This window comes from Pseudomonas sp. SC11 (assembly GCF_047039205.1).
GTDB lineage: Bacteria > Pseudomonadota > Gammaproteobacteria > Pseudomonadales > Pseudomonadaceae > Aquipseudomonas > Aquipseudomonas boreofloridensis.
Map to the genome: position 1 here is coordinate 4,156,119 of NZ_CP178183.1, position 12,429 is coordinate 4,168,547.

Consider the following 12,429-nt stretch of genomic DNA (forward strand, 5'->3'; position numbering starts at 1 on the left):
GCGGTTCAGCGCTGGATCTCGTCCTCATGCACCTGCACGCTTGCGGTCATGCCAGCGCTGAGGGTTACACCTGCCGGCAACTCGTCCAGAACGATGCGTACCGGGATACGCTGGGCCAATCTCACCCAGTTGAACGTAGGTTCCACCTCCGGCAGCAGTTGGCCGTCAGGCGTCGAGTTGCGGTCCGTGATGCCTCGACTGATGCTCTGCACATGGCCGCGCATGGCCTCCCCTGCTCCCATCAGCCAGACCTTCACCGGATCACCGACCTTGATCCGCGGCAGTTTGGTTTCTTCGAAATACGCCTGTATGTAGAACGTCGAGTCGTCGACCAAGGCCATCACCGATTGACCGGCATTGACGTAGTTGCCTTGGGCCAGGCGCAAATTGGTGATATGGCCGCTGCGCGGTGCGCGGACTTCGCTGCGGGCCAGATTGATTCTCGCCACCTGCAGTTGTGCCTGAGCTTCGTGCAACTCGCCGCGGGCGATGGCGGCATTGATCTGGGCATTCTCGCGCAGCTCGGCGCTGATCGCTTCTGGCCCCAGCGCCACGCGCCGCGCTGCCTCACGCTCGCGCAGGCGCAATTGCTGGGCACGGGTGTCGGTGACCGCGCTGGCCTGGTCGAACGCGGCCTGGAAACGTTCGCGGTCGATGGACATCAGCAGCTCACCGGCCTCGACCGGCTGGTTGTCCCTTACCTTCAACTCGCGCACCCAACCGGATACATCCGGGGCAATCACCACGACGTCGGCTCTGACCCGCGCATCGCGGGTCCAGGGTGTGAGCATGTAGTACTGCCAGAGCCGATAACCGGCGAACACCGCGATGGCCACCACGCACAGGGTGACCAAGGTACGTACCGCTGCACGCATGGATTGACTCCTTACAAAGGTCCTAACAGATGTACCAGCAACGACAGCACGCAGACGAACAGTGCCGCATCGAACAATGCTTCATGCCAGATCCAACGCCCGAGCGAGGTGACCTGAACCAGCAGGCGTAGTGCGCCGGTAAGCGCCAGCGCCAGCAACACGTAGATCAGAAACGGACTGAGCAGCACGCCACCCAACGCCCATTCACGCAAGCCCATGAATCTCCTCCTGCCAGCGGCACCACTGGTGCCAGCTCTTCTGCAATTGCGCCACTGCCCCGATAGCCAGGCGCAAGGGATCACTCGACGGTTGGCCACGCAAGGCTTCGATGAAGACTTCGCTAGGCGCATCCAGGCGCTGCCCGCGACCCGGTGCCGGACCGCTGGCCAACACCGCCTCCAACTGCTGCAGATACTGGCGCTCGGCGCCGGCCAAGGGTGCCTGGGCCACCGCCAGGCACATGCGCAGGTGCACCAGCTCATCGCCGATATCCAGCCCCAGCAGACCATCGTCCCAGCGCTTGCGCTCGACCTCCGGCAGCTCACTGGCATGACGCGCCAGTTGCATCAGACGATCGGCCATGCGTCCGCCGAACCAACTGTCGGCGCCGCGCAGGTCACGGTGGGTCAAGCGCACCAGATCGCTCTGGGTAGCAGAACGCAACCGCCGCCCCAACCACTTCGGATGACGCAGCACCACCAGACGAAAGGCCAGCACCGCCGCCGACACACCGACCAGCATGGCCAGGGCACTGTTGAGCAACGTCGCCACGTCGTAGTGCATGACGTTGGCAGGCCCGACCAGCACGATGAAATGCAGGCAGAACGCGGTGGCCGTGGGTCCGGTGCGCGGATGTGCCATACCCAGCGCAGCGAAGAACAGCGGCAAGCCCATGGCCAGGGCCAGCAGGGCAAAACTGCTCCATTGCGGCAACAGGATCTGCCCGACGAAAAATGCCGTGGGAATCGCCAGCAGAATGCCGCGCAGGAAACTCAGGCCAATCTGGGCACCGTTCTCACGACTGGCGAACAAGCTGCAGACCACACAGGTCAGCACCAGACCACCCGGCGCCGAAGGCCAGGCCGTTGCCAGCCAGAAGCTGCTCATCACCAGAAAGGCCAGCGCACTGCGTGAGCCAAAAAGCAGCGCCAGGGTCAGGTCACGGTGAACGGCGAGTCCCTGGGAGACATCCTTGGGCGTGCGCCCTTGTTCCATATCCAGCAAGGCTTGGGTGGCAGCCATGGCGAAGTCCAGCAGCAGGGCCAGGCGCGCCAGGCAGAAGTGTTCCGCCGAGCTGATCGCCTCGTCCTGGGCCGCATCCCAAATGCGCTGGCGCAACAGCAGCAGACTGGCCAGCTCCGGACTCGCCAGCTGCCTGCGCACCTCCTCTAGCCAGGGCGCCAATCGTGCAGCCTGCGGCGAATCGAGCTGGCGCCACTGACGGCGGACCGAACGCGAGAGCCGAAGCAACACCATCAGTTTCTGGCTCAAGCCACGGATCGCCTTGGCGCGCTGCCGTCCTCGTGCGCCTTCGAACCATGCATGCTCGCGCTGCGCATCGATGGCCACCACCCGACCGAGGATGTCCAGCAAGCCTTTGCGTGCTTCATCCTCGCCGCCCAACATGGCGCTGGCGGTCTGCAATCCACTGCGCCACGCCTGCCGTGCCTGGTCGCCCAACTGCTGTTCGACACGCAGCGGCCAGACCAGCGCACTGCTGAGTGTGGCGCAGACGATGCCCAGGCAGATCTCGGTGCAGCGCGCCACGGCCTGGTCGAACACCTGAAGGGGATGATCGATCGCTGGGAGGGCAATGATCGCCACGGTGTATCCGGCCAGCACAAAGGCATACGCCCAGGCGCTGCGCAGTTGGGTCGAGGCGGCGGTGCACAACGCCAGCCACAGGGCCAAGGCCAACAGGAATAGCCATGGCGTCTGAGCGAACAGCCCTATGAACACCACTGACATGAAGGTACCGACCAGCGTGCCAGCCAGTCGCGCCAGACCCTTCTGCACCACCATGCCCGACAGCGGCTGGGCGACGATGAATGCCGTCATCAATGCCCACGCGGGTTGCTCGAGCCCCCAGCGCAGCGCCAGCCACAGCGCCAGCCCTCCTCCCAGGAGGGTCTTGACGGCAAACTTCAGCGCCAGGCCGGTGGGCGCGAACAGGGCCTGAAAGGTGATGGGCACGAAGCGGACCTTGCACAGACTGTTGAGTGAACGATAGACAACAGCGGCAAGAATAAAGTGTAACCAAACAATTAGCTAGCTAAGCATCTAAGCATTGGACAAAAAAATGGGCGACCGAAGTCGCCCTAAATGCCTTGCGTGCTCGTAGATCGGGAAGGATCAGCGCTACTTGCGCTTGTTCGCATCCTTCCAGATGAAAATCCCTAGACCGGCAAAGAACACCACCATCAATCCGACCGTCACCACACCGGCGATCACCACGTTGTCGAAAAACATGTCGGCCTCCCTGCCCGTTGCCGTTGTCCGATGTGGCCAAGGTAACCAAAGCGACGGCAGGGAAAATTGATCGGGGTCAATGCTGCCCGGGACCGGGCACAGGAGGGGGTGCAGGGTTGACCTGCATCAGTTTTCAGCGCTTCTTGGGCTTGCCTTTGCTTTTCTTCTTTTTGGCCGGAGCCAGGGGCATGGCCTGCTCGAAGGCCTGGCGCATGTCGTCCAGGCGCTTGTCCTTGATGTCGTGAATGCGTTTGGCGCGCTCGGCGCCGAAGTCGATGAGGTTGTCTTGGCTCATGGGCAGGCTCGGATGACAGCGGATGTGTCCATGATGGGGGCTGGAAGCAGCGGGTTTCAAGACAGACACTGCACGCAGGTGTCGTCAGATCTCGATATCCACCAGCAGACCCTGCCGGGGGCGCTCACCCAGCGGCGCGACCGGCACGGTATTGTCGGCGTTGAGTTCATCGCCTGGCATGGCGCTGTAGAGATCGGTCTGGTCGTCCTGGCGGCGCTGCTCACGACGCTGCTGCTGACGGCGCTGTTCTTCGCGCAGCAGGTAGGCCTGCTCCTCGGGATCGCGCTGATGCCGCAGGTCGATGGTGCCATCACTGGAGGCAGGCTGAGCCGGCACCACCGGAGGTATGTCCGGCGTCGGCTTGACCGGGTCGTGTTGCGAGGTCACGGGGGCAGCACTGAGCGGTACGATAGGCAGCAGCATGGGTCGGTTCTCCTGTAGCCCCTTTATCGGCCAACTGGCAATCGCCTTGAGCGCAGCTACACAGGTTTGTGCGGCCTGTCACAGGTCGCGTGTGGAGTGTAGACCGCGCTTACTCGCTTTCGTCATCGGAATCATCGTCGACCGGGCCGCTAGCGTCGCTCCAGGGACGTTTATAGACCTGCTGCCAGACCGCATCCAGGTGCTCACGCAGCACGGGCGGCGCATCCTTGAGCGAGGCACTGTCTTCGCGCTCGCCGCCGATCGGCTCTTCGCCTGCGGGGCTGATCAGCGACTGACCGTGGATACCGTAGACCGCCTGGCCCTGATGCATCTCGATGGTGATGTCGTGCGGGTCGATGCCACCGCCGCAGAACGCGTGGCTGGCCACGGTGACTTCAGCGACACCGTTGTTGTCCAGGTCCGTGACATCGCTGACATCGGTGTAGAAGTCGACATCCAGGTCGAGCCCCGGACAGGTGGTCTGCTGATCGATCTGCCAACGCGGCTTGAACGCCTCACGGTCGTTGTCACGGCCATACAGCGTGGCCTTGAGCACCACCTTGTCCACTTCTTGCTCGCTGCCCGGCTCGACGGCCTGACCGTCGAGCCGACTCAGTACCAGCAGCCCCTCGCCCTCACGGTCGCGGAAATGAACGCTCTTGAGCGGCGACTGCACGTCCAGCGCCTGGAGCTGGTCGACCGGCAACGGGGCCAGGATTTCGAAACTCTTCTTCTGCTCGCAGGCAGCGACCAGGGCCAGGCTGCCCAAGGCCAGGGAAAGATTCAACCAGCGGTGGGTGACAGGCATGTTGGCGCACGGCCCTCGTCGGCAAGACAGGATTCGTCGATGAAGTGGCTGAACGCTTTGGTCCGCCCGGGCGATCCGTTAAGATGGGCCGTTTTTTTCATCGCGGGAGTTCGGCAGTATGGCGCAGCAGTATCAACCGGGGCAACGCTGGATCAGCGACAGCGAAGCGGAGCTCGGCCTGGGAACCATCCTGGCGCAGGATGGCCGCCTGCTGACCGTGCTTTATCCGGCCACGGGCGATACCCGTCAGTACGCCCTGCGCAACGCACCGCTGACCCGCGTGCGCTTCTCGCCGGGTGACCAGATCACCCATTTCGACGGCTGGAAGCTCACCGTACAAGAGGTCGATGATGTCGATGGCCTGCTGGTGTATCACGGTCTGGACGGGCAGAACCAGGCCCGTACCTTGCCGGAAACGCAACTGTCGAACTTCATTCAGTTCCGTCTGGCCAGCGACCGCTTGTTCGCCGGCCAGATCGACCCCCTGTCGTGGTTCTCGCTGCGTTACAACACCCTGCAGCACAACAGCAAGCAGTTGCTCTCCCCGCTCTGGGGCCTGGGCGGCTTCCGCGCCCAGCCGATCGCCCACCAATTGCATATCGCCCGCGAAGTGGCCGACCGTATCGCACCGCGTGTGTTGCTGGCCGACGAAGTCGGCCTGGGCAAGACCATCGAAGCCGGTCTGGTGATCCATCGCCAACTGCTGTCCGGCCGAGCCAGCCGCGTGCTGATCCTGGTGCCGGAGAACCTGCAGCACCAGTGGCTGGTGGAAATGCGCCGACGCTTCAACTTGCAGGTGGCGCTGTTCGATGCCGAGCGTTTCATCGAAAGCGATGCCAGCAACCCGTTCGAAGACGCCCAGCTTGCGCTGGTGGCACTGGAGTGGCTGGTCGACGACGAGAAGGCTCAGGATGCGCTGTTCGCGGCGGGCTGGGACCTGATGGTGGTCGACGAAGCCCACCACCTGGTGTGGCATGAGGAGCAGGCCAGCGCCGAGTATGCGCTGGTCGAGCAACTGGCCGAAGTCATTCCCGGCGTATTACTGCTCACCGCCACTCCCGAGCAACTGGGTCAGGACAGCCACTTCGCGCGTCTGCGCCTGCTCGATCCCAACCGCTTCCACGACTTGGCCGCGTTCCGCGCCGAGAGCGAACATTATCGTCCGGTGGCCGAGGCGGTTCAGGAACTGCTCGACGAAGGCCGCCTGTCGCCCAAGGCCCATGCCACCATCCACAATTTCCTCGGCGCCGAAGGCGAAGCTCTGCTGGCAGCCGTGGCCGATGGCGACACCCAGGCCAGCGCGCGGCTGATCCGCGAACTGCTCGACCGTCACGGCACCGGTCGCGTGTTGTTCCGCAACACCCGCGCGGCGATCCAAGGCTTCCCCGAGCGTCAACTGCACCCCTACCCGCTGGCCAATCCCCTACAGTACAGCGAGCTGCCGGCCGGCGAGCGCGCCGAGCTGTACCCGGAAGTGGCGTTCCAGGCCCAGGGCGAGGGGGGTGAGGACGAGCGCTGGTGGCGTTTCGATCCGCGAGTCGACTGGTTGATCGACACCCTGAAAATGCTCAAGCGCACCAAGGTGCTGGTGATCTGCGCCCATGCCGAAACCGCCATGGACCTGGAAGATGCCCTGCGCGTGCGCTCCGGTATTCCGGCCACGGTGTTCCACGAAGGCATGAGCATTCTCGAGCGCGACCGCGCAGCGGCCTATTTCGCCGACGAGGAATTCGGTGCCCAAGTGTTGATCTGCTCGGAAATCGGCAGTGAGGGCCGCAACTTCCAGTTCGCTCACCACTTGGTGATGTTCGACCTGCCAGCCCACCCGGACCTGCTCGAACAACGTATCGGTCGCTTGGACCGGATCGGTCAACTGCACACCATCCAATTGCACATCCCGTACCTGCAGGACAGTCCTCAGGAACGCCTGTTCCAGTGGTACCAGGAAGGCCTGAACGCCTTCCTCAATACCTGTCCGACCGGCAACGCCTTGCAGCACCAGTTCGGCCCGCGCCTGTTGGCGTTACTGGCCGCTAGTGACAGCAGCACCTGGAATGCCTTGGTCGCTGAGGCCCGCGCCGAGCGCGAGCGCCTGGAAGCCGAGCTGCACACGGGGCGCGACCGCCTGCTGGAGCTCAACTCCGGTGGCGCCGGCGAAGGCGAGGCACTGGTCGAAGCCATTCTCGAGCAGGACGACCAGTTCGCCCTGCCCATCTACATGGAAACCTTGTTCGACGCTTTCGGCATCGACAGCGAGGACCATTCCGAGAACGCGTTGGTCCTCAAGCCCAGCGAAAAGATGCTCGATGCCAGCTTCCCACTGGGCGACGACGAAGGGGTGACCATCACCTACGACCGCGGCCAGGCACTGTCGCGCGAGGACATGCAGTTCCTCACCTGGGAGCACCCCATGGTGCAGGGCGGCATGGACCTGGTGCTGTCCGGCTCGATGGGCAACACCGCGGTAGCGCTGATCAAGAACAAGGCGCTCAAGCCCGGTACCGTGCTGCTCGAACTGCTGTACGTCAGCGAGGTGGTGGCGCCACGCAGCCTGCAGTTGGGCCGCTACTTGCCTTCGGCGGCGCTGCGCTGTCTGCTCGATGCCAACGGCAATGACCTGGCGGCGCGGGTGGCCTTCGAAACACTCAACGACCAGCTCGAAAGCGTGCCCAGGGCCAGCGCCAACAAGTTCATCCAGGCCCAGCGCGAGGTGCTGGCCAAGCGCATCGCCGCTGGCGAAGCCAAGGTACTGCCGGTCCATGATGAGCGCGTCGCCGAAGCGCAACGCCGCCTGAGTGCCGAGGCCGACGAGGAACTGGCACGCCTGACCGCGCTCAAGGCGGTCAACCCGAGCGTGCGTGACAGCGAGATCGATGCGCTGCGCCTGCAGCGCGAGCAGGGCCTGGCAATGCTCGACAAGGCCGCTCTGCGCCTGGAAGCGATTCGCGTGCTGGTCGCCGGCTGACATCCGTACCGCGCTCCCCTCGGCCAAGCTGGCGAGGGGACGCCTCGCCGCCCGTCCATCGTGGAATGAAGATGTTCAGGACCTTTGCCAAACTGTTGGTCATTGCAACGCTGCTGGCCATTGGCTGCCTGGTAGCGGGGTACTACGGCCTGTTCCAGGAAGAACGGGTATTGCGCAACTACCAACTGGCTGTGGAAATGGGCGGCAAGCGTTATTCGCCTCTGTGGCTGAGCGCAGGGCGTACGGCTATCAGCGAAAAAACAGGACACTTTTTCTGCCAAGCCGAAGACCTGAAGTATCTGATCGCCCTCGCCAAGGGTGAAGTGACGTTCAACGACAACCGCGACAACCCCTACCTCGACGGCACGGTCGACTACTCCTCGAACAAGGCTTACGTACTCACCTCCAGGCACTACCTCAACGTGGTAGACAGCGTCACGCGCTACGACATTATCGGTCACGACGCTGAAGTGGCTCATCGCTACGTTCCAGATACCGATGACCCTTACGCACGAGTGCTGATCAATGTGGGCATGACGCGCAGTTCCGCCGGTCGTGGCAGTTCCGTGGTCAAGGATGAGTACCTCGACGCCACGCGCCTGCTGCACGACGTGTACGGCGTGAGCGTGCGGTTCGACAAGGATGATGAGGCCAGGTTGGTCACCTTGCATTTCGACCGTTCCTCCACCATCGACCGATAGCCTGGGATCGTCTCCAGCCTGCTGCTTGGGCTGACATATAGCCATCGGCTATATGGCAAATGCCCAAATAATTGAAATCAAATCGCCATCAATCAGGAACGCGGTCAGCACCTTTCCTATACTCACGGCTCGATGGTCTTCTCCATGAGCGCAGAGGACCCCTGCGTACTCGACGAAGAGACAGGCAATGGAGTGGCTGGGACTTCAATTATTCGCCGAGCTGCCGGCGCACGGACAGGTCGTCCTCGACTGTCACCACAATCCTTTCCTTGTCGTGCTCGCCTACGTTGTCGCCGGCGCAGCCTGTTTCGCCACCCTGGACATGGCTGATCGACAGATCCACAGCGAGGAGCCACGCGCGCGTCGCCAATGGAAAGGCCTGGGCGCCTGCTGTCTGGCCAGCGGCATATGGGCCATGCACTTCATCAGCCTGCTGGCCTACCAGCCACCGCTAGAAGTGCATTACGACATGACGCTGACGGCGCTTTCCTTGTTCATAGCTTTGATCGCCGCCTGGTTGGCAATGAACCAGCTGGATCGGTTGCACATGCAACCGCGCCATTACCTCCAGGCGGCATTGGCCATTGGTTTGGGTATCGGCGTCATGCATTACGTCGGCATGGCGGCCCTGCAGACCAGCGCCCGACAGTACTATCAAACCCCGCTGGTGGTGGCCTCGCTGGGTATTGCCGTGGTCACCAGCCTGGTGGCGGTGTGGGTCACTCGCTACCTGGGCAGCGGCAGTGGTACGCGGCACCTGGCGATGAAGTATGGGGCAGCCCTGATCATGGCGGCAGGCATCGTCTTCACCCACTACACGGGAATGGCCGCACTGTCGCTGGTGATTGCCGAGGGCGACCCTGCCCAACTGCCCTCCGCCGACAACAGCTTGCAACTGGGCCTGAGCATCGGTTTCATCACCCTGCTGATCAGCGCCAGCAGCATCAGCGCAGCACTGGCCGACAAGAAGTTGCAGAGCAAGGAGCACGACCTGCGCAGGGTGAATGTGCTGCTCAGTCAACTCGACCAGGCCCGGGTTTCGCTGCAGCAAGCCGCTCACTACGACGCCTTGACCAATCTGGTCAATCGCAGGGGCTTCAACCAGGTCTTTGCCGAGCGCCTGGCCGAGCACGCGGTCACAGAAAGCCTGCTGGCGGTGATGTTTCTCGACATCGATCACTTCAAGCGCATCAACGATAGCCTTGGCCACGCCGCCGGCGATGAGTTGCTCAAAGTGATCGCCGCCCATATCCGGGCAGCGACCCGCAGTCAGGACTTGGTGGCGCGCTTTGGCGGCGACGAGTTCTGCATCGTCACCAGCCTGCACAACCGTGACGAAGCGCGCAAACTCGGCCAGCGGATCATGCAGCGCATGAAGGAGCCCATCGACCTGGGTGGGCGGCGCATGGTCATGACTACCAGCATCGGCATCAGCATTTTCCCGGATGATGGCCGCAGTGCTGAGGAACTGCTGAAAAATGCCGATCTGGCGCTTTATCAATCCAAGGATGGCGGGCGCAACAACCTGAACTTCTTCAACAGCAGCTTGAAGACCCGGGCCACCCTCGAACTGCAGTTGGAGGAAGAACTGCGCGTGGCATTGCTCGAGGAACGCGGGCTGTGCGTGTACTACCAGCCGATCTTCGATCTGCACGACGCCCGCGTGGCCAAGCTCGAAGCACTGGTGCGCTGGCACCATCCGCAACAGGGCCTGATCGGCCCTGACCGTTTCATCGCCATCGCCGAGGCCAACGGACTGATCGCCGAGCTCGACCAATGGGTGCTGCAGCGCGCCTGCCAGGACCTGGCCGACCTCACTCGGCGTGGCTATGGACATCTGAAGGTCACGGTCAATTGCTCGGCAGTCACCCTTGGCCGTGAGGAACTGGCCAGCGATGTCGAGATGGCCTTGTTGCAGGCCGGCCTGGCTGCCCGCCAACTGGAACTGGAGGTCACGGAAAATGCGCTGATGGGCGACATCCACCGTACCATCAACTTGCTCAAGCGCATCCGTGGCCAGGGCGTGGGACTGTCGATCGACGATTTCGGCACCGGCTATTCGTCGCTCGCCTACCTCAAGCGCCTACCGCTGGATGTGTTGAAGATCGATCGTTCGTTCATCCAGGACGTACCGGGTAGCCAGCAGGACCGCGAGATCGTCCAGGCGATTCTGATCATGGCGCACACCCTGCACTTGCAGGTGGTGACCGAGGGCGTGGAGACCGATGAGCAACTGGCCTTCCTGGCGACCCAGGGCTGCGACTTCGCTCAGGGCTTCCTGCTCAGTCGCCCCGTGGCACTGAGCGAGTTACCGACCGTGCTGGAGCGGCTGGATCGCATGGACAGCACGGTCATGGGCGAGTGCGAAACAGCTCGACCAGGGTTGCAGGGTCGTCCTGCAGATGTCCCTGGCCGCCGTGCAGGCGCATCAATTGCGCGGCGAGGCCGGTGATCGGTGTCGCCGAGCCTTGTTCGCGGGACAGCTTCACTGCCGTATCGAGATCCTTGAGCAAGGTGCGTACATGCCATTTGACGGGCGAATACTGGCTCTGCGCCATTTGTGGCGCGAGTATCTGCAAGGGTCGCGAATCGGCAAAACCGCCGGCCAAGGCTTGGGCGATGAGGCTGGCATCGACCCCGGAGCGTTCAGCCAGCGCCACCACCTCAGCGATCACCAGGGCATTGCAGGCGACGATCATCTGATTGCAGGCCTTGGTCACCTGGCCGGCCCCCACGCCGCCCATGTGCGTGACGCGTTGGCCGAGGGTGAGCAGCACTGCGCGCACGCGCGCCAAGTCGGCCGCCTCGCCACCGACCATGATCGCCAAGGTTCCGGCTTGTGCACCCGCAGTGCCGCCGGACACTGGAGCGTCAAGCCAGGCCATGCCACAGCGCGCCGCCAGTGCGGCGGCCATTTCACGGGTGGCGCCGGGCTCCAGGCTGGACAAATCGACCAGCAACTGACCTGGCTTTGCACCGCAGGCCACACCCTGCTCTGCGAATACGACTTCGCGCACAACCGCCGTGTCGGCCAGACACAGCATCACCACATCGCTGTCACGGCACAGTGCAGCCGGACTTTCGGCCAGTCGAGCTCCTGCTGCGACCAACTCCGCGCACTTGTGCGCGCTGCGATTCCATACCGTCAGCGAATAGCCTGCGGCGAGTAGCCGGTGGCACATCGGCAGTCCCATCAAGCCGATTCCGGCAAATCCGAGGGTTGGCATGGCTGTGCTCATGGACGACTCCTGACATATTCGATATAGACGCAAGGCCGGGCCGGCATTACGCAGGGCGTAAACTGTTACCGCAACGGCGCCGTCGAACCTCTTTTGTTACCGACAGCTACTGTATCGCAACCCGCGCAAGCACCATAAAGGTGCCGATTTACATCCAGCCGCACCAGAATAGATCAGTCGTTTTTCGCTGATTTCACTTGGATGAGGATGAACGGTGAGACCACCACGGCCCAGATCTGCGGATTGCGCGTCTGCATGTCTAGCGCCTGCTCTGCATCGACCGCCGCGACAGCGCCCTGCTCACGCCACGCAGCAACGAGATCACTGCGGTTTTCTGCCATGGCCTGGGCCACGGCGATCAAGTCCAAGGTAGGGTCGACCCAAATCAGGTCACCCTTGGCCCAAAAACGCTCCAAGGCGCTCCATTCGATAATCGCCGTCTCGCCGAGCAGTTTGGCATAGAGGGTGCTTGTGTGATCAGTCATGGGGATTCCTGCCAATGGCATGGCCAACTAAAAAGCCCGCATTTTTGCAGAAAAACCCACGTTTCAAATAAGTAATTTGCGCGACAGGTATTCGTCTCCACCAGAAAACCCGTAAATACAGGCATTTTGATGGCGCTTATCTGTATTTTCATGTCGAGCATGCGACAAC

Annotated in this window: 12 protein-coding genes; 3 read left to right on the forward strand and 9 right to left on the reverse strand. The window is 62.6% G+C overall.

Annotation, left to right across the window (positions count from 1 at the left end; all coding sequences use genetic code 11):
- Window positions 1-5: 5 nt before the first annotated feature.
- The 7 genes from ACK2SD_RS18540 to ACK2SD_RS18570 all read right to left on the reverse strand — a co-directional run bounded on the left by ACK2SD_RS18540 (window position 6) and on the right by ACK2SD_RS18570 (window position 4,870).
- A complete protein-coding gene (locus tag ACK2SD_RS18540) occupies window positions 6-875 on the reverse strand; it encodes an HlyD family secretion protein (protein WP_295481373.1) in 870 nt (289 codons plus the stop codon).
- An 11-nt stretch (window positions 876-886) separates the two neighbouring features.
- Window positions 887-1,093: a DUF1656 domain-containing protein gene (locus ACK2SD_RS18545; RefSeq protein WP_029613197.1), complete on the reverse strand. Its 207-nt coding sequence runs from the start codon at window positions 1,091-1,093 to the stop codon at window positions 887-889.
- Window positions 1,080-3,068, reverse strand: coding sequence for an FUSC family protein (locus ACK2SD_RS18550; protein WP_412460539.1), 1,989 nt, complete (start codon window positions 3,066-3,068; stop codon window positions 1,080-1,082). Before ACK2SD_RS18550 ends, ACK2SD_RS18545 begins: the two co-directional genes overlap by 14 nt.
- 165 nt (window positions 3,069-3,233) lie before the next feature.
- On the reverse strand, window positions 3,234-3,344 hold the full coding sequence (gene ccoM / locus ACK2SD_RS18555) for a cytochrome c oxidase subunit CcoM (protein ID WP_029613199.1): 111 nt from the start codon (window positions 3,342-3,344) through the stop codon (window positions 3,234-3,236).
- Between the two features lie 133 nt (window positions 3,345-3,477).
- Window positions 3,478-3,639 (reverse strand): hypothetical protein, encoded by a 162-nt coding sequence (locus ACK2SD_RS18560; RefSeq protein WP_162889493.1) that lies wholly within the window; start codon window positions 3,637-3,639, stop codon window positions 3,478-3,480.
- An 84-nt stretch (window positions 3,640-3,723) separates the two neighbouring features.
- Window positions 3,724-4,062 carry a hypothetical protein gene (locus ACK2SD_RS18565; RefSeq protein ID WP_039576006.1) on the reverse strand — a complete coding sequence of 113 codons (339 nt, stop codon included), beginning with the start codon at window positions 4,060-4,062 and terminating at the stop codon, window positions 3,724-3,726.
- Window positions 4,063-4,171: 109 nt separating this feature from the next.
- Window positions 4,172-4,870: a M949_RS01915 family surface polysaccharide biosynthesis protein gene (locus tag ACK2SD_RS18570; RefSeq protein WP_039576004.1), complete on the reverse strand. Its 699-nt coding sequence runs from the start codon at window positions 4,868-4,870 to the stop codon at window positions 4,172-4,174.
- Between the two features lie 118 nt (window positions 4,871-4,988).
- Here ACK2SD_RS18570 and rapA point away from each other — a divergent pair, with 118 nt between their 5' ends.
- From rapA to ACK2SD_RS18585, 3 genes are all read left to right on the forward strand, one after another.
- Window positions 4,989-7,835 (forward strand): RNA polymerase-associated protein RapA, encoded by a 2,847-nt coding sequence (gene rapA, locus ACK2SD_RS18575; RefSeq protein ID WP_412460540.1) that lies wholly within the window; start codon window positions 4,989-4,991, stop codon window positions 7,833-7,835.
- 71 nt (window positions 7,836-7,906) lie between these two features.
- Entirely contained in the window at window positions 7,907-8,536 is a 630-nt protein-coding gene (locus ACK2SD_RS18580; protein WP_116887715.1) for a hypothetical protein, read from the forward strand.
- 187 nt (window positions 8,537-8,723) lie between these two features.
- A complete protein-coding gene (locus ACK2SD_RS18585) occupies window positions 8,724-10,988 on the forward strand; it encodes a putative bifunctional diguanylate cyclase/phosphodiesterase (RefSeq protein WP_412460541.1) in 2,265 nt (754 codons plus the stop codon).
- Here ACK2SD_RS18585 and ACK2SD_RS18590 read toward each other — a convergent pair.
- Together ACK2SD_RS18590 and ACK2SD_RS18595 are read right to left on the reverse strand one after the other, a co-directional pair.
- Entirely contained in the window at window positions 10,888-11,775 is an 888-nt protein-coding gene (locus ACK2SD_RS18590) for an NAD(P)-dependent oxidoreductase (RefSeq protein ID WP_412460542.1), read from the reverse strand. The genes ACK2SD_RS18585 and ACK2SD_RS18590 overlap by 101 nt on opposite strands.
- A 173-nt stretch (window positions 11,776-11,948) precedes the next feature.
- The gene (locus ACK2SD_RS18595) at window positions 11,949-12,260 is read right to left on the reverse strand and encodes a DUF2288 domain-containing protein (RefSeq protein ID WP_039575994.1); all 312 of its coding nucleotides are present in this window, start codon (window positions 12,258-12,260) and stop codon (window positions 11,949-11,951) included.
- Window positions 12,261-12,429 lie beyond the last annotated feature (169 nt).